This is a genomic window from Arthrobacter paludis, from assembly GCF_056782315.1.
Genome location: NZ_JBXAEW010000014.1, coordinates 1 through 21,865, shown reverse-complemented (window position 1 = coordinate 21,865; position 21,865 = coordinate 1). Strand labels below are relative to the sequence as shown.

Here is a 21,865-nt window from a genome sequence, read left to right as displayed (position 1 = left end):
CCCCCGGCCGCGCGGGCGCGGGCGGGGGTTCCCGGGGTGTCGGCGGACGCGGTGCGTCAGCAGATGTTGCGGTTCCCGTCCCTGCCGTAGACCGCGTAGGAGGACAACACGCTGCTCGGCGCGACCAGCGTGTAGCTCCATCCCTCGGCCCGGTAGAGCGCCGTCGCCGTGTTGGACGGCAGGCACGTCTGGCGCGAGAGGAACAGGGGCGCGCCGTCGTACGCCGCGACCACCGGCGCCGCGAGGCCCCCGGACGCGTTCGTCCCGGACGCGAAGACGGTCCGCTGGGAGCCGTCCGGCCAGTTGGAGTAGGAGAACAGCGCCGCCGTGCCGTAGGCGTCGGTGCCTCCGCGCCGGGAGACGGACGCGTTCGGCACCGCGGCCCGGATCTGGTCCACGACGTTCGCGGAGACCTGGGAGGAGTTCCCGCCGATGATCACGTACTTCGGGTCCAGCCGCTTGAGCTGGGAGAGGGTCACCGAGTGCATGCGCGTGTCCGGGGTCAGCAGCAGCGGCCGGTGGACGCGGGCGGCGACGGCGGCCACGGAGGCCGAGTTGGCCCAGCTGGCGCCGTGGCCCACGTACACGATCGACGAGGTGCGCCACACCTTGGAGGCGGCGGCGTTGGCGCCGTAGCGCCCGGCGCCGTCCAGGCGGGTCACCGGGGCGACGGACTCGAGCTCGGACTCGACCCGGCTCGAGAGCGTGCCGGTGTCGCCGACGATGTAGATCCGGCCCGGGTTCAGGCGCCGCACCTCGGCCAGGACGTTCGAGGGAACGTAGTCCGGGCGCGTGACCAGCAGCGGCCCGCCCTTCGTCGCGGCGACCGGCGACCCGGTCAGCGAGTCGTAGGAGTTGCTTCCGCTGACGAGGGTGACGGTCGGCGCGGTGCCCGGGAACTGGCGGCGGGACGCCGCGATGGGGGTGTCGTAGCGGTCCGACGCGCCGGCGCGGACGCCGGAGAGGCGGATGTTCCAGGCGCCGGAGGACGTCGTCACCCAGCGCCCGAGGTAGTCGGTCGTCATCCGGTGCGGCGTGGAGCGGGTGTTCCGCGCGAAGTCGCGCAGGGAGCGCATGTCGCCGTTGAAGACGTTGCCGTCCACGCCCGCGGTCGGGTGGATGTAGTCGGCGTTGGACGTGTACTGCCAGATCCGGAACGTGTTCCAGCCCTCGGGCAGCTCGCGCGGGTTCTTCGGCATGGCGTCGGAGGTCGGGTAGAGGGCCACGTGCAGCGGCCAGTTGCGGAACCGCGTCGAGTCTCCGGTGCACTCGTCCCACCAGGCCTGGGCCGTGTAGATCATCGGCAGCCGGCCCGTCATGCTCTTGACGTTGACGCCGAAGCTGTAGATCCAGGACTCCATTTCGGAGGGCGTCATGCCGTAGCACGCGTCGCCCTTGCCCTCGGGGAAGGTCTCGGCGTCGTACGGGTTCCACTCGATGTCCAGCAGCGGCGGCAGCGTGCGGCCGTCCGCGGACCAGGCGCCGCCGTTCTGGACGAACTGCTGGGCCTGGAGGGAGGGGCTCGAGGCGGCGGGCATCGCGAAGTGGTAGGCCCCGCGGATCATCCCGACGTCGTAGGAGCCGTTGTACTGCTGTCCGAAGTACGGGTTCTTGTACAGCGAGTTCGGCCAGGACTGCGTCGCCTTGACGTAGGCGAAGCGGGCGCCCTGGTTCCACGCGTAGGACCAGTCCACGTCGCCCTGGTGGCTGGCGACGTCCACTCCGTGCACGCCCGGGGGCCGCCACGTGCGCAGCTCCTCCCACGATGCCGGTGCGATCACGCTCGTGCGCTCGAGGTCGAGCGCGGGCGCGGCGTCCCCGGACGGGCTTGCCCCGGCCGGGGCCGAGTGGGTGGCGGACGACGACGGCGCGGCGGGGGCGGCCGGGTCCTCGGCCGGGGCCGAGGGGGCCGACGGCGGTGCCGCGGGGGACGGAGGGGCCGAGGGCGACGCGGTCGGGGGCGTGGGGGCCGGCTGCGTCGCGCTCGGCGACGTGGAGGCGGGCGACGGCGCGGCCGGGGTCGACGGGCCCGACGCCGGCGTCCCGGTCGGCGTGGACGCCGGGGCGGGCGAGGGGGAGGCCGGCGGCGTGCTGCCCGCGGGCGCGGCGGCCGCCACGTCGTCGGCCGCGGCGGCCAGGGCGGACAGCTCGTCGACGGTGGGGGCCTGGGGGTCTCCGGACTCCTCCACGCGCTCGACGCCCTGGCCCATGCGGGCCGAGAGGGCCTCGATGCCCAGGGAGTCCAGCGCGCGGTCGGCGAGGGCGATGCGCTCGGCCGCGGCGGGCTCGCCCGCGGCCGCGAGGGCGCCGCGGATGTCCTCCGCGGCGAGCGTCGCGGCGGCGGGGTCCGCGGCCTCGAGGGCCCTCTGCGGCACGGCGGCCGGGGCCTCGTCGGCGGCGGGCCCGGCAATGGCGGACTCCAGCAGGGCCACGGTCTCCTCGCTGAGGGCGCCGGGGGCCGAGGGTGTCGACGGGGCCGCGGCCGCGGACGGCGCGACGGCCAGCGACGCGGCGAGGGCCAGGCACAGCGGGGCGGGGACGAAACGGAAGCGGGTGCGCCGGGTGAAGGGCATACGAAGGTCCTCAGTACAAGGTGCGGGTCCCACACATTGTACAAAGCACCGTGGCGCCCCGCCGTGAACGGCCCCCCGCCGGCTACGGCTGGCGCTCGCCCGCCGCCACCTCGGCGTCGATCCGGTTCCCCTCCACGGGGGCCGGGCAGACGCCGAACCCGGTGAACGCCATAGGGTAGTTCAGGGTGCGGTTGAAGTCCAGGACCAGGACGCCGGAGGCGTCGGCGTCGGGCAGGGGCAGGAACCGCCACGCCGCCGTCGTCGTCCCGCTGGTGGCGTCCCGGAACGCCAGCGCCATCCCGTTCCCGGCCGCCGTGGCGGCCAGCCGGTGCTCGCGGCCGCCGGTGGAGAACGCGACGTGCCCGACGACGGTCGCGACCGCCGACGCGTCGTCGCGGCACGTGGCCACCGGCTCGCGCCGCGGCTCGGGCAGGGGCTCGAACCGGCCCTCCAGGACCCACGCCGGGTCGTAGGCGAAGACGGGGACGCCGTCGAAGGCATCCAGCTGCGGGGTGCGGCGCTCGCGGGTGCGCACCATGTACCGCCCGTCCCGGCGGCCCAATTCCGCGATCGTGGAGCCGGTCCGCACCCAGAAGCGGGATTCGTCCTCGTCCAGGGAGCACTCCAGGGCACCGGTCAGCGGGGCCGCGGCCGACCCCTCCACGGGGGCGCCGGGATCGTACTCGAAGACGCCGTCGGCCTCCTCCGCCTCAAGCCGCGCGCCGTCGGGCCCGGCGCTCCAGCGCCCCGGGAACGACTCCAGCGGGCCCGGCCGCTCGGGCAGCCACGTGTACGACGTGAGGGTCAGCCAGCCGAATTCGGCGGCCAGGGCCTCCTCGCGCCGTTGCCGGAACCGGTGCCACGTCTCTTCGGGGTCCATGCGGCCCAGTGTGCCAATTCCCCCGGCGCGGGGCCATCCTCCCCGGGGCGGCGCCGGCGGCCGCCCGTGGGGGGGCGGGCTAGAACTCGGTGGTCTGGCCGCGGGCCGCGCGGCGCTCCGCGTGGCCGATCTGGTAGCGCCGGTTTTCCGTGGCCAGGATCGTGATGAAGGCGCACAGGCCGGCGAGGATCGCCACGAGGGCGGACGGGGTGGTGCCGATCAGGCGCGGGAGCATCAGCCAGAACAGTCCCCAGGCGAAGCCGAGGGCGACGACGATCCTGCCGCGTTCGGTCATCGAATGGACGACGGCGACCCACGTGGTGGCCAGGATCGTGACGGCCGCCCACCACGTGCCCGGCAGGAAGTTCCAACCCCACTGGGTCAGGAGCACGGACAGGTTCATGGGCGCGACGACGAGCATCCAGCCCAGCAGCGCGCCGACGGGGGCGTCCGTCAGGAGCCGCTCGGCCCGGTCCCGGGCCGTCTGCTGGTTGGCCTCGCGCAGCCCGTAGAGGGCGACGGCGAGCAGGGCCAGCGCGATCAGCAGGCTGAGCGGGACCAGGGCCGAGCGCGCGGTCCACACCCACAGCGCGCTCAGGAGCCCGGCCACCGCAATCGGGTATCCGAGGGCGCGCTGGCGGCGGGAGGAGCGCTGCGTCCGGTGCCACTGGAAGACCGCGTGGGCCGCGATGCCGGCGAGCAGGAGCCCCCAGATCGCGAACGAGTCCGTGCCGAGCGAGTAGAGGCTGAAGCCGGGCTGCCACGGCGAGCCCGCGAACGAGTGCGCCGTGCTCCCGCCGAACAGGCCGAGCGACATCAGGCCGATCGGCAGGGACGCCGCGGCCGCGGCGGTGACCAGCCAGCGGCGCCGACGGTCCGCCGGGATCTCCTCGGGGTCCGGTTCGGTGGACGGCAGGGGGTAGGGCGCCACGTACAGCGGCTCCTCCTCCTCGTGCCAGGCGCTCGGCCGCTCGCGGCGGGAGACGATCGCCTCCCGCGCCGACTCGACGATGGACGCGATGTCCTCGGTGGCGGGGCCTTCGCGCTCGGCCCGCTCCGCGGCCTCCTGGCGTTCGCGCTCCTCGCGTTCGGCCGCCTCCGCGGCTTCCCGGCGCTCGCGCTCCTCGCGTTCGGCCGCCTCCGCGGCTTCCCGGCGCTCGCGCTCTTCGCGTTCGGCCGCCTCGCGGCGCTCGCGTTCCGCGCGCTCGGCGGCCTCGACCCGGGCCCTTTCGCGGGCCTGCTCGCGCCGGAGCGCCCGCTCCTCGGCGGCCGCCCGAAGGCGCTCGACCTGCGCGTGGGACCGCTCGGACCAGCGGCGGCGCTGGGCGACCCAGGCGGCGCCGGCCTTGGCGCGCCACGACTTGAAGTCGGGGTCCTGGAACCGGTCCAACCAGGCGTTGAGCCGGTCCGGGGCCGGGGACTCGGGCCGGGCGAAGTGGCGCGGCGCGGGTTCCCGGGTCGGGCGCGGCGGCACCGCCGGCCGCGGGGGCACGGCGGGCAGCGGGGGGCGGTCCGGCCGGACGGTCAGCAGCCCGTTGAAGTCGACCGGCTCCGCCAGCCGGCGGTGGTGGGGCCGGGCCCCGCCGGGCAGCGACGTGGAGGCGGGGGCGTCCTCCGGACGCGAAGGGGCCGCAGGGGCTTCGTCAGGGAGCGCGGGACGCGCGGACGGGCCTGCGGGGGCGGCACCCGCGGGCGGCCGGGTCGTGGTGGGCGCCTCGTCGTGGGCGGCCTTCATCCGGGCCAGTGCAGCGGCAGCCGGCGAGGCCTGCTCGCGCGTCTCAGCCATCAGTCTGCTGCTCCTTCCGCTGTGACCGGATGGACAATCCCCCCGCCGGAACCACTTCCCCAGCCTACCGAACGCCCCGCCGATCGCGGCGCAGGCCCGCGCGGCGTGGGGGTGTGGCGCCGGTCGCGGAGGGGTGGGCGCGCTGGGCCCGGCCCCTACGCGGGGCGCTCGCGCAGCCGCAGCCCGGACTCGAAGGCGCGCTCGCGGCCGGACACGGGGTCGGTGAAGGCGATGGAGCGGGCGAGCAGCTGCAGCGGACGGTCGTGGTCGTCGGGGGCCAGGTCCAGGAGCTCGGGGTAGAACGGGTCGTTGAGGATCCCGAGGCCCAGGGCCGCCATGTGCACGCGCAGCTGGTGGGTCTTGCCCGTCAGGGGGCGCAGCCGGAACAGGCCCACCGGCAGGCCCGCGTGGGCCCCGGCGCTGCGCCCGGTCCCGACGAGCCCGATCCGGCTCTCCGCGTTGGGCCGCCCGTCCTCGACGACGGCGCGCAACCGCCCCTTCGCCTTCGTCATCCGGTTGCGGTAGACCACGGGCCACGCGGCGCCGGAGGGGCCGGGGGCGCCGCCGTCGTCCCCCGGGCCCGGCAGGGCGGAGACGCACTCGTATTCCTTGGCGATGGCGCGGCGCTCGAACAGCGTCTGGTAGGCGCCGCGGGTGGCGGGGTTCGTGGAGAAGAGGACGACGCCGGCCGTCGCGCGGTCGAGCCGGTGGATGGGGATCAGCCCATCGATGCCGGTGCGCCGGCGCAGCCGCACGAGCGTGGACTCCTGGACGAAGCGGCCGCCCGGGGTGGTCGGCAGGAAGTGCGGCTTGTCCACGGCCAGCAGGTGCTCGTCCTGGTGGATGATGTGCTCCGTGAACGGGACCGGCTCCTCGACGGGGAGGTTGCGGTAGTACCAGAGGAACTCGTGCTCGCCCAGCGGGGTGCCCCGGTCCAGCGGGACGCCGCCCGGCCCGACGACCTCGCCGTCGTCGAAGCGGCGGACGATGCCCTCCGGGTCGACGTGCCCGAACCGGTGCAGGACGTAGTCCAGGGCCGTCGCCCAGGGCCCGTCGGCGGGCAGGCGCAGGCGCGTGGCGTTGACGCCGTCGCGGACGGGGAGGGGGGAGCGCATGGGCACCCCTCCAGTGTCCCACGCCGGAGGGGTGCCGCCCGGCGCGCTACTCCTCGACGCGGAAGCCCACCTTCACGCCGACCTGCCAGTCGGCGATCTTGCCGTCCGCCACGTGCCCGCGGATCTGGGTGACCTCCACCCAGTCGAGGTGGCGGAGGGTCTTGCCCGCCTGGGCGACCGCGTTGTTGACGGCCGCCTCGACGCCCTCCGGGGAGGAGCCGACGAGTTCGCTGACGCTGTAGACGTGGTTGGCCATGGTGCCTCCTGGGTCGGATGGTGCCCGGGGCGTCCGGCCCCGGGCCGTGCGGCCAACCTACCGGCCGGGCCGGGGCCCGTCCATGGCTCAGGCGTGGTCGGAGACGGCGCTCGGCGCGCCCGCGGCCTGGTCGGCCTCGGCCTGGCAGACCGGGCAGTGGAAGACGTCCCGCTCCAGGTCCGCCCCGCGCCGGGCGGCCGGGTCCGCGAGCCGGGTGTGCGCCACGGTCGTCCCGCAGCGCAGGCACGGCTTGCCCGCGCGCCCGTAGACCCAGTAGCGGTCCGCGATGGTCGTCGTGGTTGTCATCCGGCGGGTGCGGTCCTTGTTGGCCTGCATGAGCTGGTGGGCCAGCGAGACCAGGTGCGGCAGGTCCTCCACCGCGCCCACGGGCGTCAGCGGATGCACCCGGGCCAGGAACAGCAGCTCGGCCCGGTAGATGTTGCCCAGCCCGGCGATCAGCCGCTGGTCCAGGAGGGCCAGCGCGATGGGGCGGGAGGGGTCCGCGAGCAGCCGGCGCTCGGCCTCGGCCGGGTCCCACGAGTGGCCCAGCGGATCGGGGCCGAGGTGGCCGATCACCTCGGGCTCCGACACGGTGCGGATGACCCGCAGGAACCCGAGCTCGAAGCCGACGGCCTGGAAGTCGGCGTTGCGCAGGATGCAGCGGGCCTTGAAGGCGGGGGAGCGCCAGCGCTCGCCGGGCGCGTAGACGTCCCAGTGCCCGTCCATGAGCAGGTGCGAGTGGATGCTCAGGTCCGCGACGCGGATCAGCAGGTGCTTGCCGCGGGAGACCACGGAGTGGACGGGCGCCCCGGAAAGGTCGAGCGTCGCGAACTGCGGCACCCGGAAGTCGGTGGATTCCAGGACCCTGCCGGTCAGGGCAGCGTCCAGCATCCTTGCGGCCCTGTAAACGCTGTCGCCTTCAGGCACGGTTTCTGCCTCCCCGTTCGATCCAACGCCCCCGAATCACGCGGATTCCGCCTCGGACGTGGGCGGCCCGCCGCGTTGTCCTGAGCGTAGCAGGACCGGGGCGGCCGTGGTGGTCCGGACGCGGAAAGGACCGCCGCGTCCGGAGGGTCAGGGCCGGAAGCGCACCCCGCTGGGCGAGGAGTAGAAGCCGGCCGCCAGCAGTGCCGCCGCGACGGGCGTGTCCGGGACCGGGCGCCCGTTGGCCTTCTCGATGGCCATCTTGTCCACCCCGGCGGTGCGCAGGGAGGAGACCAGGGCGCGGGCGGCCGCGCCGAGCCGCTCGCCGTCGTCCGTGAACACGAGCAGCGTCTTGCCCCCGCGCTCGACATAGAGGGCCAGCGCCCCGTCGACGAGGACGACGACGGCGCCCGCCTTGCGTCCGGGCCGGTGGCCGCTGGCGGGTCCGGTCCCGTCCTCCCCGGCGGGGGCGGGCCACGGCAGGGCGGCCCCGTACGGGTTCGCGGGGTCCGTCGCGGCGAGGGCGACGGCGGCGGGCTCGCGGTGCCGGGCCGTCCCGGGGGCGTGCACGGCCTCGAGGTCGGTGTCCCGCGAGTGGCCGCGCAAGCGGTCGACGGTCGCGGGGGTGGAGAACTGGGCGGCGCCCAGGTGCTCGATGAAGTAGCCGCGGCGGGCCTGCCCGGACTCCTCGAAGCGGGACAGGACCTTGTACACGAGCCCGAAGCCGCCGACGACGCCCTCGGCGGCCACCGAGCCGCGCGTCAGCACGCCGTAGCGGTCCAGCAGGTACCCGGCCAGGGCGTGGGCCCGCACGGTCGGTTCCGGCTCGGGCGCGGGCAGCAGGGACCAGCGGCCCGCCGCGCTGGGCAGGGACGCGGGGGACGCCGCCGCCCGCAGCGCCTGCTGGCCGGCCGACCCCGCGGAGTCCGGCCGGAGGCCGCCCGCCGTCCCGCCCGCGCCGTCGAGGCCGGCGCGCAGGCCGCCCGCGGCGCCGGGGCGCAGGCGGCCCAACCGCGCGGCCCGCGCCCGCGGGGTGGGGGCGCGGCGCTTGTGGGCGGTGCGGCCGGCCCCGAGCAGGCCGCGCACGGGGGCGAACGTGTCGTTGCCGACGCGGCCGGCCCAGACCAGGTCCCACAGGGCGGCCAGCAGGTCCGCGTCCGTGGGGGCCGGGTCCGGGCCGGCGGCGAGCAGGCCGGAGAGCTGGCGGAAGAAGTAGCCGCCCCCGCCGGAGAGGGCGGACAGCAGGCGGGCGTGCAGGTCCCCGGGCAGGAAGTCGGGGTCGGGGGCCAGGGTCAACGGCGCGTGCTCGGCCAGGTGGAGGGCGAGCCAGCCGTCGTTGCCGGCCAGCGCCCCGGCCCCCGAGAAGAGGACCTCGCCGGTGGCCATGAGCTCGTCCAGCATCCCCGGCCGGTAGTCGGCGACGCGGGCCGGAAGCACGTGCGTCTCCCAGGCGCTCGCCGGGACCGGGACCCCGGAGAGCTGGTCGACCACGGCGGCCACGCCGTCGATGCCGCGCAGGTTCTCGCCCACGGACTGCCAGGCCGGCAGGAAGCGGCCGAACGTCGCGGTGTCGACGGGCTCGACCTCCGAGCGCAGGGCGGCCAGGGACCGGCGCCGGATCCGGCGGAGGACCTCCGCGTCGCACCATTCGCTCGGCGCGGCCGCGCCCGCGGCCGAGCCGGAGGCCGTCGGCCGGAACTCGCCCTCGACCACGCGCCCCTCGCCCGCCAGCGCGCGCAGGGCCGCGGCGACGACGGCGGTGCCCAGTCCCAGCCGGTCGGACGCCTCGGCCACCGTGAACGGGCCGTGCGTGCGCGCGTACCGGCCGACGAGGTCGCCGAGCGGGTCGCGCACCGGCTCGACGAAGGCGACCGGCACGCCCATCGGCAGCGGCACCCCGAGGGCGTCGCGCAGCCGGGAGGCGTCCTCGATCGCGGCGTACGCCTCGCGGCCGGCGAGCCGCAGCCGCAGCGCGCGGTTCGCGCCGACGAGGGCCTCGAGGTGGGCGCGGGCCGCCTCCGGGCCGGCGGGACCGGCGGCCCCGCCGTCGTCCGCCCCGGAGTGGGCGCCGCCGTCGTCCGCCCCGCCCGGCTCCCGGTCCTCCGCCTGCAGCCGCTCGGCCGCCTCGGCGGCCGTGAGGGGCCCGAGCAGCCGCAGCAGGTCGGCGGCGCCCTCGATGCCGCGCAGCCGGCGGTCCGGGGCCGTGCGCTGGAGTTCCGCTTCGGTGCGGGCGATGACGCGCTCGTCCAGCAGCTCGCGCAGCTCCGCCCGGCCGAGCAGGTCGTTGAGCAGGGCCGGGTCCACCGACAGGGACGCGGCGCGCCGCTCGGCCAGCGGCGAGTCGCCCTCGTAGAGGAACTGCGCCACGTACCCGAACAGCAGCGCCTGGGCGAAGGGCGAGGGCTGGCGCGTGGCGGTCTCCACGATTCGGATCCGGCGCGAGGCGACGTCCCCGGCGAGGGCGCGCAGCGATGGGAGGTCGTACACGTCCTGGAGGCACTCGCGGACCGTCTCCAGGACGATCGGGAACGTGGGGTACTTGCGGGCCACGTCGAGCAGCTGGGCGGAGCGCTGGCGCTGCTGCCACAGCGGCGTGCGCTTCGCCGGGTTCTGGCGGGGCAGCAGCAGGGCCCGGGCGGCGCATTCGCGGAACCGGGCCGCGAACAGGGCGGAGCCGCCGACCTCCGCGGTCACCGTCTCCTCGAGCTCGTCCGGGTCGAAGAGGAACAGCTCCGCGCCGGGGGGCTCGTCCTCCATGGCGGGCACGCGCAGCACGATGCCGTCGTCGGCCGCCATCGCGGACCCGTCGAGCCCGTAGCGGGCGTGCAGCCGGGCGCCGACGGCCAGCGCCCACGGGGCGTGCACGGGCAGGCCGAACGGGGAGTGGAGCACCACGCGCCAGTCGCCCAGCTCGTCCTGGAAGCGCTCGACGACGAGCGTGCGGTCGTTGGGGACGGCGCCGGTGGCGTCCCGCTGCTCGGCCAGGTAGGCGACGAGGTTCGCGGCGGCCCACGCGTCGAGGCCGGCGCCGCGCAGGCGGGCCTCGGCGGCGCCCGGCGCGGCGTCGGCGAGCTCGCGCTGGAACGCGCCCACGGCCCGGCCGAGCTCGACGGGGCGCCCGGCCGCGTCGCCCTTCCAGAACGGGAGTTTGCCGGGCTGGCCGAACGCCGGAGAGACCAGGACGCGGTCGTGCGTGATGTCCTCGATCCGCCAGCTGGTGGCCCCGAGCGCGAAGACGTCCCCGACCCGGGACTCGTAGACCATCTCCTCGTCGAGCTCCCCGACGCGTCGCCCGCCCTTCGCGGTGTCCTCGGCACCGGCCAGGAACACGCCGAACAGGCCCCGGTCCGGGATCGTGCCCCCGGACGTGACGGCCAGGCGCTGGGCGCCGGGGCGCCCGGAGAACACCCCGGCGTCCCGGTCCCACGTGATGCGCGGGCGCAGGTGCGCGAACTCGTCGGAGGGGTACTTTCCGGCCAGCAGGTCCAGCGTGGCCTCGAAGGCGGAGCGCGGCAGCGACGCGAACGGCGCGCTGCGCCGCACCAGGTCGAACCACTCCTCCACATCGACCTCGCCCAGGGCGGCCGCCGCCACGGTCTGCTGGGCGAGGATGTCCAGCGGGTTCGCGGGGATGGCGAGCGGCTCGATCGCTCCGGCCAGCATGCGCTCGACGGCGACGGCCGTGTTCACCAGGTCCGCCCGGTGCTTGGGGAAGAAGACCCCCACGGACGGGGCGCCGACCTGGTGGCCGGCGCGGCCGACGCGCTGCAGCCCGGACGCCACGGAGTTCGGTGACTCGACCTGGACGACGAGGTCCACCAGACCCATGTCGATGCCGAGCTCGAGCGAGCTCGTGGCCACGACGCAGCGCAGGCGGCCGGACTTCAGGTCGTCCTCGATCCGGGCCCGCTGCTCCTTGGACACGGACCCGTGGTGCGCGCGCGCCAGCACCGGCTCCGCCCCGGAGACGGAGCCCGCCTGGGCCATGATCTCCGCCGGGGGACCGGGCCGCGGCGGAGCGTCGGGGCCGGGCGGGCCGGGGTCGGGCTCCCACGCCGCCAGCCGCTTCTCGTGGATCTCGTTCAGCCGGCCCGTGAGCCGTTCCGCCAGCCGGCGCGAATTGGCGAACACGATCGTGGAGCGGTTGGCCTCGATGAGGTCGGCGATCCGCTCCTCGACGTGCGGCCAGATGCTCGCCTGCGGCTGCAGCCCGGAGGCCGGGCCGAGCTCGTGTGCCGCCGCGGCGGCCGGCAGGTTCGTCATGTCCTCGACGGGGACGGTCACCGTCAGGTCCCAGACCTTGGGCGAGCCCGGCACGACGACGGACACGGGGCGCGGGCCGCCGAGGAAGCGCGCGACCTCCGCGTGCGGCTCCACGGTCGCGGAGAGCCCGATCCGCTGGGCGGGTTCCTGGAGCAGCGCGTCGAGGCGCTCGAGGGTCACGGCCAGGTGCGCGCCGCGCTTGGTCCCGGCGACGGCGTGGACCTCGTCGACGATGACCGTGTGCACGCCCGCCAGCGTCTCCCGCGCCCGGGACGTGAGCATCAGGTACAGGGACTCGGGCGTGGTGATGAGGATGTCCGGCGGGTGGGCCAGCAGGCGCCGCCGCTCTCCCTGGGGCGTGTCGCCGGAGCGGACGCCGACGCTGATCTCCGGCGCGGGCTGGCCCAGGCGCCGGGCCGTCTGCGTGATGCCGATCAGGGGCGAGCGCAGGTTCCGTTCCACGTCCACGCCGAGGGCCTTGAGCGGCGAGACGTAGAGGATCCGCGTGCCGGGCGCGCCGTCGGACGGAGGGTCCGCGCGCAGGAAAGAGTCCAGGGCCCACAGGAACGCCGAGAGCGTCTTGCCGGAGCCCGTGGGCGCCACGACGAGCGCGTGGTCCCCGGCCGAGACCGCGTCCCACGCGCCGACCTGCGCGGCGGTCGGCGCGGTGAAGGCGCCCGTGAACCACTCGCGGGTCGCGGGCGTGAACCGGTCCAGGACCGCTGCGGTGTCCGGTGAGGCAGCCATCGGCCTCAGCCTACGCCCGGCCCCCGACGCGTTGGGCCTACACTGGCGCCAACCACCGCCGGAGGAGAGGACAGGCCATGGGGCGTCGGGAAGTGCGCGTGGAGCGGATCGTGGAGGCCCCGCCGGAGACCGTCTGGGACGTGATCACCGATCTGGACCGCGCCCCGGAGACGCTCGGCGGCGTGGACTCCGTTGAACGGCTCGCCGGAACCGGCTACGCGCCCGGGGTGCGGTGGCGGGAGACGCGGACCATGATGGGCCGGCAGGCTACCGAGGAGATGTGGGTCGAGACGGCAGAGCCGCCGCGGCGGACGCTCGTCAGGGCCGAGTCCCACGGCATGCGCTACGACACGTCGTTTGTCCTCACGCCCCACGGGTCCGCGACGCGGCTGGAGTCCGTTTTCGGCGGGGAACCGGTCCGGGAGGGGCCCCTCTCCCGCGCCATGCTGGCCGTCCTCGCCCCGCTGGCGCTGCGGGCCACCCGCAAGGGCCTGGCCGGGGACCTCGCCGACATCGCGCGCGCGGCGGAGGCCCGTCGGTCTTCCTAGCGGCTGCGGGTGGGGCCGCCGCGGTGGGTCCCACCGTGGCGGCCCCGGCGCGGAGGTCTACCGCGTGTAGGGCCCGACCTCCAGCAGGGGCGCGTCCGCGGAGCGGCACGCCGTGGCCTCGTGGTCCAGGTACTTGGTGGCCCCGCCGTCGCGCAGCGCGACCGCCAGGAGGTGGGCCTCGGCCGGCTCGCACTCGGGGCCGAACTTGCCCGCCTGCGCCGCCCGGACCTCGGCCGTGGCCGTGGCGCCGGACGCGAGCGTGAAGTTCCCGCCGGAGCCCGCGTGGCGGGCCGGGGCGCCGAGGATGTCGCCCTCGGCCTCCTGGTAGGTCAGGATCGGGTGCCCGGAGAGGGTGCAGTCCGGGCCCTCGTTCGCGAACGACAGCGTGCTCGTCGACGCCTGCGCGTCGGCCCCGCCCCGGACGGGGTCGAGGGACAGGGCCAGATCGGTGATGTGGCACGGTTCCGCGGCGGCCGCCTTCCCGGACCGGGTCTGGGTCGGGGAGGCCGTGGGCGACGGCGAGGAGGCCGACCCGGACGGGGTCTCCGCCGACGAACCGGACGCCGGGGAGGACGACGGCGACGCCGTCACAGGGGACGACGACGCCGGGGACGATGCCTGGGAACTCGGCGTGCCCGGGCTCGGGGCCTCCTCCGGCGCGGGCGTGCCGCAGGCGGCCAGGGCCAGCAGCGGAACGGCGATCAGCAGGGCGGTGGGGCGTGGTGCGCGGATCATGGGGTCCCCCTCGGCGTGGACGCTTTGTACCAGCCACGATAACGCGCCGCGCCGGTTCCGGCGGCGTCCGATGCCGTCTTGTGACCCCTATTCGTGGTGGTACGGCCGGCCGCCGGCGATCTCCTGGGCCCGGTAGAGCTGCTCGGCGAGGATGAGGCGCACGAGCTGGTGCGGGAAGACGAGCTTGGACAGGCTCCACGTGAAGTCCGCGCGGGCGTGGACGGTGTCGTCGACCCCGTAGGCCCCGCCGATCACCAGGACGACGGGGCGGGAGGTGTCCAGCGGGCGCTGCAGCGTCGCGGCCAGGGCGGGGGAGTCGATGTTGCGCCCCCGCTCGTCCAGCAGGACGAGGTAGTCCCGGTCCTGGACCTTGGACAGGATGCGGGCGGACTCCTCGGCGCGGGCGGCGTCGCCCTCGCGGGAGGAGTGGGGGAGGAGCTGCCACGTGGTGTCGAAGGGCTTCTTCATCCGCTTGCCGTAGCGTTCGATGCCCTCGGCGACCCAGGACTCGTGCTTCTTGCCGACGGTGAGGATGCGCAGTGCCATGGCACCAGTCTCCCAGCCGGGGAGGGGAGGAACGCCGAAGGCGCCCGTCCCGAGGGGGAGGGGCGCCTTCCGTTCATGCGCGGTGACGGTGGGATTTGAACCCACGGTACGGGGTTACCGTACACAACATTTCGAGTGTTGCACCTTCGGCCGCTCGGACACGTCACCAGACTGGTCCACTCTAGCGGAGGGCGGGATGGGCGCTCAAATCGGGTCCCCGCGCCCCTCGCGGTGGGCGCGGAAGAACTCCGTCAACAGGCGCCCGCACTCGGCCTCCCGAACCCCCGGGAAGACCTGGACCCAGTGGTTGAGGCGGGGCTCGCGCAGGACGTCGAAGACCGAGCCGGACGCGCCGGCCTTCGGATCCCAGGCGCCGAAGACGACCCTCGGGATCCGCGCCAGCACGATCGCCCCGGCGCACATGGCGCACGGCTCGAGCGTCACCGCAAGCGTGCAGTCGGAGAGCCGCCACCCGTCCCCGGAGCCGGACTCGCGCAGCGCCCGGGCGGCGCGCCGGATCGCCACCAGCTCGGCGTGGGCCGTGGGGTCGGCGTGGGCCTCGCGCTCGTTGCGGCCGGTGGCCAGCACGCGTCCGTCGGGGCCGACGACGACGGCGCCGATCGGCACGTCCCCGGTGCCCAGCGCGGCGCGCGCCTCGTCGAGGGCCAGGCCCATCCAGGCCTCGTGGGCGGACGCGTCGTGTTTCACGCGAACACCCTACCGAGCGGCCCGGGTGCGCGGGGCGCCGGCTGGTAGGTTGGACGCCATGCGAGTTCAGGTTGTGGACCATCCGCTGGTCGCCCACAAGGTCTCCGTGCTGCGCGACCGCCGCACGCCGTCGCCGGTGTTCCGGCAGCTGACGGACGAGCTCGTCACGCTCCTGGCCTACGAGGCCACGCGGGGCGTCAAGACCGTCCAGGTGGAGGTCGAGACGCCGGTCGCCCACACCACCGGGACGGCGTTCGCGAAGCCGACCCCGCTCGTCGTGCCGATCCTGCGGGCCGGGCTGGGCATGCTCGAGGGCATGACCCGGCTCGTGCCGACCGCCGAGGTCGGGTTCCTGGGGATGGCCCGCAACGAGGAGACGCTGGACATCGTCACCTACGCCGAGCGCCTGCCCGAGGACCTGACCGGACGCCAGGTGTTCGTGCTGGACCCGATGCTGGCCACCGGCGGGACCCTGGCCGAGGCCATCGAGTTCCTCTTCGCCCGCGGCGCGGCCGAGGTCACGTGCCTCTGCCTGATCGCCGCCCCGGAGGGCCTGGCGCGCCTGGAGCAGACCCACGGCGCCGACGACCGGGTCGGCCTCGTCCTCGCCGCGCTCGACGAGCGGCTCGACGAGCACGCCTACATCGTCCCCGGCCTCGGCGACGCCGGCGACCGGCTGTACGGCCTGGCGCACTAGGGGAGGGGCCCGTGGCCCCCGCGACCGTTCCGCCCCTGCTGCCCGCGGCCGGGGTCTCGGTCTCCGCGGTCCTGCTCTTCGGCCTGCAGGCCGGCCTGGCCAGCTACGCGGTCCTGGCCGCGAGCCTGGCGGCCGCGTGGTTCTCCGACCGGTCCCTGGCGAAGGACCTGCTGCCGATCGCGCTCGGGCTGGCCATCGTGTCCACCACGTCCGTCGAGGCGGACATCAGCTGGCCGATGTTCTTCCGGCTCGGCCTCGTCCTGGCGGCCGCCGTCGCCGTCCCCGTCCTGCTGGACCGCTACGGCTACCGGCGCCGGGCGATCCGCTTCCCCTGGCGGACCGGGCGGCGCTGGACGCGCCTGCAGTGGACGTACCTGGTGGCCGTGCCCCTGCTCGGGTGGCTGATCCTGCCCGGCTACTTCATCCACTCCGGCGCCTACCGGAACTGGCCCGCGATCGGGGCGCCCAGCGAGTTCGGCCGGTTCTTCGTCGGGGTCAACGCCGTCGGGCTGTGGGACGAGCTGTTCTTCATCTGCGTCTGCTTCGCGCTGCTGCGCCGGCACTTCCCGCTGTGGCAGGCGAACCTCCTGCAGGCCACGATCTTCGTCTCGTTCCTCTGGGAGCTGGGCTACCGGGCGTGGGGCCCGGCGCTGACCGTCCCGTTCGCGCTGCTGCAGGGCTACATCTTCACGAAGACGAAGTCGCTCACGTACGTGGTCCTCATCCACCTGCTGTTCGACGCCGTCGTCTTCCTCGCGATCGTCCACGCGCACGACCGCAGCGTCTTCCCGCTGTTCGTCTACTGAGTTCGTCTACTGGGGCCCGCCGCCGCCCGGGCCCGTCCGGTCCGGCCCGGCGGGGCCCGCGACCCGCGGCGCGCGGCCCGGCCGCGGAGGGACCGCCGCCGCGGCCAGCGGCAGCGCCACCTCGAAGACCGTCTCGCCCGGGCGGCTGCGCACATCCACGCTCCCGCCGTGGGCCCGCACGATGGCCCGGGCGATCGGCAGCCCGAGCCCGGTCGTCCCGTCCGCGCCGGACCGCGCGCCGTCGGCCCGCGTGAAGCGCTCGAAGACGCGGGGCAGGAAGTCCGGATCGATGCCGGGGCCGTCGTCGGCCACCGCGACGACGGCGCGGCCGGAGCCGCCGTCCGCCACCCGCAGCGAGGCGGTCACCCGCGTGCCCTCCGGGGTGTGTTTGCGCGCGTTCGCCAGCAGGTTCGCCACGACCTGCGCGAGCTGGTCCGCGTCCCCGCGCACGCGGACCGGTTCCCCGGGCGCCTCGAGGCGCCACGCGTGGTCCGGCGCGGCGACCTCGAAGTCGCGCACGGCGTCGGCCAGCAGGCGAACGAGGTCGACGTCGTCGCGGCGCGGCGCCGCGCCCTCGTCCAGCCGCGCCAGCAGCAACAGGTTCTCCACGAGCGTGCCCATCCGCCGCGCCTGGCCCACCACGCGCTCGATGGAGCGCCGGCCGTCGCCGCTCAGGTGCTCCGTGGCGGCGAGCAGCTCGGCATAGCCGCGGATCGCCGAGAGCGGGGTGCGCAGCTCGTGGGACGCGTCCGCGACGAACCGGCGCATCCGCTCCTCGGTCGCCCGGCGCACGTCCAGCGCCGACTCCACGTTCTCGAGCAGCGCGTTGAGGGCGTGCCCGACGTCGCCGGCCTCCGTGCCGGGGACGGCGTCCTCGGCGGGGACGCGCTGCAGCCGGTCCACCTCCCCGGCCTCGAGCGGCAGCGACGCGACCGACGCGGCGACGGCGGAGACCCGCTCGAGCGGGCGGAGTGAGCGGCGCACGACGACCGTGCCGGCCAGGGCCGTCGCCGCGAGCCCCCCGGCCGAGACGAGCAGCATCGTGGCGTCCAGCGCCTGGAGCGTGTCCCGCAGCGGCGCCAGGGGCAGGCCCGTGACGAGGTAGCCCTGGCCGCGGCCGTCGTCGACCGCCACGAGGCGGTAGGGGCCCAGGGACAGGGCCGCATCCACGGGGCCGCTGCCCGGGCGGACGCCGGCGATGACCGCCGCGTCCCGCTCCTCGAGGCCGCGCCGCTCGCCGGATTCGGTGTCCAGGACGCCGCCGTCGAGCACGAGCCGCCCGACCACGCGGGCGTTGAGCGTGCCCGAGGCCTGCCCGGGGGCGTCGAGCGGGTCCGTGGCCCCCGACGGCGTCCCGAACGCCGCCGCCCGCGCGCTGGCCTGGCGCAGCTCGACGTCGAGCTGGTTGTACAGGCTCGTCCGCATGGCCGCGTGCGTGGCCAGGCCGATGAGCAGGCAGATCAGGGCCAGGAGCGCGACGACGGCGCCCAGCAGGCGCGTGCTGAGGGCCAGGCGGCGGCGGGGGTGGGTCACGGCGCGGGTTTCACGATGTAGCCGGCCCCGCGCACCGTGTGGATCATCGGCTCCCGGCCGGCGTCGATCTTCTTGCGCAGGTAGGAGATGTACAGCTCGACGATGTTGGCCTGCCCGTCGAAGCCGTAGCCCCAGACGTTGTCCAGGATCTGGGCCTTGCTCACGACGCGGCGGGCGTTGTCCATCAGGTAGTGCAGCAGCTCGAACTCCGTGGCGGTCAGCGGGATCGCCTCGCCGGCGCGCCGGGCCTCGTGGAGGTCCAGGTCCAGGACCAGGTCGCCGACGGCGACGTGGGCGGGATTCGCCTCCGTGGCCCCGGACCTCGAGACGAGGCGGTGTAGGCGCAGCAGGACCTCCTCCAGACTGAAGGGCTTCGTCACGTAGTCATCCCCGCCGGACGCCAGCCCCTCGATGCGGTGCTCGACGGCGTCCTTGGCCGTGAGGAACAGGGCCGGGACGCCGGCCTGGCGCGACCGGACGCGGCGGAGCACCTCCGGCCCCTCGAAGCCCGGGAGCATCCAGTCCAGGACGAGCACGTCCGGGACGAACTCCCTGGAGGCCTCCACGGCGCTGGGCCCGTCGTGCGCCGTACGGGCCTCCCACCCCAGCATCCGCACGCCCATGGCGACCAGGTCCGCCAGGGAGGGCTCGTCGTCGACGACCAGCGCGCGGATGGGCGTGCCGTCGGCGTGTTGGAGGCGGGGCAGCTGCGCGGGCGTGAACGGCTCCTGGGTCATGCCCCCATTGTGCTCACACGCGGCACGGGGCGCCTGTGGCGGCGCTGTGGAACGGCTGTGGAGGCGGGAGCGTGGGCGTTCCGTGCGCGCGAGTCAAGCCGGCGGTCCCGCCTGCCGGACGCGCCGGCGCACGTCCGAGACCGACCCCCTGCCCATTCCCGGCCGACCGATTGGTCAGATTGACGAACGCGCGACGGAAAGTTGAACAACTGGGGGCGCCTCAAGCGGGCACTCCAAAAATGTGCCCAAGTATGACGTGCCTCACAAAAAGCCCGAAGTGTCTCACGATGCGGACACCGGTGGGGATTATTACTTGCGAGTTCCATTTATTACGACCATGCTTGGACTGTGAACAAGACGACAGCAGTCACCGCCACAGTAGCGCCGCGCGGCCGGGGGGCCGTCGAGTGGCATGGCTGTTGTCGAATGCCGGTCTAGCCCCACACCCCGGGAGGCCAGGCCCGCCCGGCAGGCGCCCGATCCGGCGCCGCGCCCGGTTCCCTCGGCATTCCACTCCGTTCACCAGCACGAGCCAGTTACGAGGTACCCCATGTCCGTCTCTTCCGGATACGTCCACATCTCCGTCCGCAACGCGCAGAACCGCGCCGCCGCGGCCCAGCGCCAGGCCGCCGCCGCCCGTGCCGGCCACCGCTCCCCGCAGGCGCACCGCCCGCTGCAGGCCGTCGCCCCGACCCAGGAGCGGCACCCGATGACGGCGCCCACGCCGGTCGTCGCCCCCAACGGCACCCCGGGGCCGCAGGCCGTCTCCGGCGACACCACGGCGCGCGGGTTCGTGCTCTACGTCGGCCTGGACGAGGCGGCGGCGCAGGCCCAGGGCACGTCGCTGGGCAAGCTCGCGACCCAGGTGAGGGCGTTCCTCCAGACGCTGTCCCCGGAGGCGCAGACCCATGCCGCCGTCGCGCTGGCCCCCGCCAACGCCACCGGCGACAGCATCGACGTCGTCCGCCAGGCCCTCGGCGACCCGACGGTCGCCCGCCGCCCCCGCCCGGAGACGCCGTCGCGCCAGCAGTCGGGCCAGCACGCCTCCGGCGTCCTGATCGACCTGTCCCGGCGCGAGGTCCAGCTGGACGGCGAGGCGCTGAACCTGACGTTCAAGGAGTTCGAGCTGCTGAACTACCTCGTGGAGAACGGCACGCGCACCGTGGGCCGCGAGGAGCTGCTGGGGAACCTGTGGCGCAATGCGGACGAGATCCCCAACGAGCGCACCATCGACGTGCACATCCGCCGCCTGCGCTCGAAGCTCGGCCGGCTCGCGAACACGGTGCGCACCGTCCGCGGCCAGGGGTACCGCTTCTACGAGCACCCCGAGGTCGTCGTGTGGGCGGCCCCGGAGTACAGCATCTAGCGCGCGCATCCACCGCCGCCACGGCGGCCCGCGGCCCGGCCCCCACGCGGGGGCCGGGCCGCCGGCGTCTGCGGCGCCCCGTGGACCCCGGGCTAGCGAGCCAGCGCCGCTGCGCGCCGTGGCGGTCGAAAGTTCCGGTTCGGCTCGCCCGTGGCGTATCGCCGGGGCCGGTTTGGGACCGATGATGGTGGTGTCTGCCGCGGTGACGCCGGTCCGTCCTTGGTGCATCGGTTTGGCCCGTGGGCTAGCGTGGCGCGGAGGGCCCCCACGGGCACCGTGGATTGTTGCCTCGAGCACGAGTACTAGATTCCTGAATCCCAACAGCCCTCTCCACGGCAGGCGCACAACCGAAGACCACTGCTGTCAGGGGAGGTTCGCCATCATGGATTTGATCCACGAGAGGTCCGCGGGGATCGACATCTCCAAGCGCGACGCGAAGGTCGCCATCCGCGCCCCGGGCAAACGGCCCGGGACCTTCACCACCACAGTCACCACCTGGGGAGCGACCACGAACGAGATCCTGGCCCTGCGCGAGATGCTGCTGGCCGAGCGGGTCACGACGGTGGTGATGGAGGCGACCAGCGACTACTGGAAGCCCTTCTACTACCTCTTCGAGGACGTGCTGCCGGTGATGCTGGTCAACGCCAAGGCCGCCCGGAACATCCCGGGCCGCAAAACGGATGTCTCCGACGCCGCATGGCTGGCCCAGCTCGGCGCGCACGGGCTGCTGCGCGCCTGCTTCGTCCCGCCCGAGCCGGTCCGGCAGCTGCGGGACCTGACCCGGGCACGGACGCTGGCGACCCAGGACCGCACCCGGGAGATCCACAGGCTGGAGAAGTTCCTCGAGTCCACCGGAATCAAGCTCTCCTCGACCGCCTCGGAGCTGACCGGGGTCTCGGCCCGCGCGATGCTCGAGGCGCTCGTCGCCGGCGAACGCGACCCGCAGGTCCTGGCGGACCTGGCCCGGGGCACCCTTCGCCGGCGGCTCCCCGAACTCGTCGAGGCCCTCACCGGCCGCTTCACGGACCACCACGCGTTCATCTGCCGGATGCACCTGGAGCGGATCGATTCGATGACGGAATGGATCGACCAGCTCACCGCCCGCATCGAGGAGGCGATGTCCCCCTTTCGCGCCGCGAGGGACTTCCTCGCCACCATCCCCGGGGTCTCCACCACCGTCGCCGACACCGTCGTCGCGGAAACCGGGGCCGACATGAGCCGCTTCCAGACCCCGGGCCGGCTCTGCTCCTGGGCCGGGCTCGTCCCAGGCCACAACGAATCCGCCGGACGGGTCAAGTCCAGCAAGACCCGGCCCGGGAACCGCTACCTCAAGGGCGCCCTCGGCACCGCCGCGCTCTCGATCGCCCGACACCCCAAAAACACCTACCTCGGCGCCCGCTACAAGCGGATCGCCGCCCGCCGCGGCCGGACCAAGGCCCTCGTCGCGACCGAGCACGCCATCCTCGAGGCCGCCTGGCACATGCTCGCCCAAGGCGAGTGCTACCAAGACCCCGGATCGGACTCCCTCACCAGGATGGATCCCGCCAGGGCCAAGAACAACGCGATCAGGCACCTGAAGGCCCTCGGCTACAACGTCACCCTCAGCCCCACCGTCGCAGCATGACCCACCTACTTTCGTACTAGG

Annotated in this window: 17 protein-coding genes and 1 tRNA gene; 5 read left to right on the top strand and 13 right to left on the bottom strand. The window is 74.9% G+C overall.

Annotated features, from left to right (window positions below; all coding sequences use genetic code 11):
- Positions 1-56 precede the first annotated feature (56 nt).
- From AC1Q5D_RS12755 to AC1Q5D_RS12725, 7 genes are all read right to left on the bottom strand, one after another.
- On the bottom strand, positions 57-2,573 hold the full coding sequence (locus tag AC1Q5D_RS12755) for a GH25 family lysozyme (protein WP_481738834.1): 2,517 nt from the start codon (positions 2,571-2,573) through the stop codon (positions 57-59).
- Positions 2,574-2,655: 82 nt separating this feature from the next.
- Positions 2,656-3,453 carry a DUF1684 domain-containing protein gene (locus AC1Q5D_RS12750; protein WP_481738833.1) on the bottom strand — a complete coding sequence of 266 codons (798 nt, stop codon included), beginning with the start codon at positions 3,451-3,453 and terminating at the stop codon, positions 2,656-2,658.
- 79 nt (positions 3,454-3,532) lie between these two features.
- Positions 3,533-5,239, bottom strand: coding sequence for a hypothetical protein (locus tag AC1Q5D_RS12745; protein WP_481738832.1), 1,707 nt, complete (start codon positions 5,237-5,239; stop codon positions 3,533-3,535).
- A 155-nt stretch (positions 5,240-5,394) separates the two neighbouring features.
- Entirely contained in the window at positions 5,395-6,354 is a 960-nt protein-coding gene (locus tag AC1Q5D_RS12740) for a pseudouridine synthase (RefSeq protein WP_481738831.1), read from the bottom strand.
- 46 nt (positions 6,355-6,400) lie between these two features.
- Positions 6,401-6,610: a dodecin gene (locus tag AC1Q5D_RS12735; protein WP_481738830.1), complete on the bottom strand. Its 210-nt coding sequence runs from the start codon at positions 6,608-6,610 to the stop codon at positions 6,401-6,403.
- An 87-nt stretch (positions 6,611-6,697) separates the two neighbouring features.
- Complete coding sequence (locus AC1Q5D_RS12730; protein WP_481738829.1) at positions 6,698-7,537, bottom strand: Fpg/Nei family DNA glycosylase; 840 nt, start codon at positions 7,535-7,537, stop codon at positions 6,698-6,700.
- Between the two features lie 147 nt (positions 7,538-7,684).
- The gene (locus AC1Q5D_RS12725; RefSeq protein WP_481738828.1) at positions 7,685-12,544 is read right to left on the bottom strand and encodes an Lhr family ATP-dependent helicase; all 4,860 of its coding nucleotides are present in this window, start codon (positions 12,542-12,544) and stop codon (positions 7,685-7,687) included.
- Between the two features lie 77 nt (positions 12,545-12,621).
- On the opposite strand from AC1Q5D_RS12725, the gene AC1Q5D_RS12720 reads away from it, so the two are divergent.
- The gene (locus AC1Q5D_RS12720) at positions 12,622-13,092 is read left to right on the top strand and encodes an SRPBCC family protein (protein WP_481738827.1); all 471 of its coding nucleotides are present in this window, start codon (positions 12,622-12,624) and stop codon (positions 13,090-13,092) included.
- Positions 13,093-13,149: 57 nt separating this feature from the next.
- Here AC1Q5D_RS12720 and AC1Q5D_RS12715 read toward each other — a convergent pair whose 3' ends face one another.
- From AC1Q5D_RS12715 to tadA, 4 genes are all read right to left on the bottom strand, one after another.
- Positions 13,150-13,827 (bottom strand): DUF4232 domain-containing protein, encoded by a 678-nt coding sequence (locus AC1Q5D_RS12715; protein ID WP_481738826.1) that lies wholly within the window; start codon positions 13,825-13,827, stop codon positions 13,150-13,152.
- Between the two features lie 87 nt (positions 13,828-13,914).
- A complete protein-coding gene (rlmH, locus tag AC1Q5D_RS12710; protein WP_481738825.1) occupies positions 13,915-14,373 on the bottom strand; it encodes a 23S rRNA (pseudouridine(1915)-N(3))-methyltransferase RlmH in 459 nt (152 codons plus the stop codon).
- Positions 14,374-14,453: 80 nt separating this feature from the next.
- Positions 14,454-14,541, bottom strand: a tRNA-Ser gene (locus tag AC1Q5D_RS12705).
- 36 nt (positions 14,542-14,577) lie between these two features.
- Complete coding sequence (gene tadA / locus AC1Q5D_RS12700; RefSeq protein ID WP_481738824.1) at positions 14,578-15,081, bottom strand: tRNA adenosine(34) deaminase TadA; 504 nt, start codon at positions 15,079-15,081, stop codon at positions 14,578-14,580.
- A gap of 58 nt (positions 15,082-15,139) precedes the next feature.
- Here tadA and upp point away from each other — a divergent pair, with 58 nt between their 5' ends.
- Positions 15,140-15,778, top strand: a complete 639-nt coding sequence (gene upp, locus AC1Q5D_RS12695) for a uracil phosphoribosyltransferase (protein WP_481738823.1) — start codon at positions 15,140-15,142, stop codon at positions 15,776-15,778.
- Between the two features lie 11 nt (positions 15,779-15,789).
- Positions 15,790-16,584 carry a CPBP family glutamic-type intramembrane protease gene (locus AC1Q5D_RS12690; RefSeq protein ID WP_481738822.1) on the top strand — a complete coding sequence of 265 codons (795 nt, stop codon included), beginning with the start codon at positions 15,790-15,792 and terminating at the stop codon, positions 16,582-16,584.
- Between the two features lie 6 nt (positions 16,585-16,590).
- On the opposite strand, the gene AC1Q5D_RS12685 is transcribed toward AC1Q5D_RS12690, so the two are convergent.
- Positions 16,591-18,117: a sensor histidine kinase gene (locus AC1Q5D_RS12685; protein ID WP_481738821.1), complete on the bottom strand. Its 1,527-nt coding sequence runs from the start codon at positions 18,115-18,117 to the stop codon at positions 16,591-16,593.
- Positions 18,114-18,854, bottom strand: coding sequence for a response regulator transcription factor (locus AC1Q5D_RS12680; protein WP_481738820.1), 741 nt, complete (start codon positions 18,852-18,854; stop codon positions 18,114-18,116). The genes AC1Q5D_RS12685 and AC1Q5D_RS12680 overlap by 4 nt, the downstream gene beginning before the upstream one ends.
- Positions 18,855-19,404: 550 nt before the next feature.
- Here AC1Q5D_RS12680 and AC1Q5D_RS12675 point away from each other — a divergent pair.
- The gene (locus AC1Q5D_RS12675; RefSeq protein ID WP_481738819.1) at positions 19,405-20,220 is read left to right on the top strand and encodes a winged helix-turn-helix domain-containing protein; all 816 of its coding nucleotides are present in this window, start codon (positions 19,405-19,407) and stop codon (positions 20,218-20,220) included.
- A gap of 382 nt (positions 20,221-20,602) precedes the next feature.
- Positions 20,603-21,844 (top strand): IS110 family RNA-guided transposase, encoded by a 1,242-nt coding sequence (locus AC1Q5D_RS12670; protein ID WP_481737057.1) that lies wholly within the window; start codon positions 20,603-20,605, stop codon positions 21,842-21,844.
- Positions 21,845-21,865 lie beyond the last annotated feature (21 nt).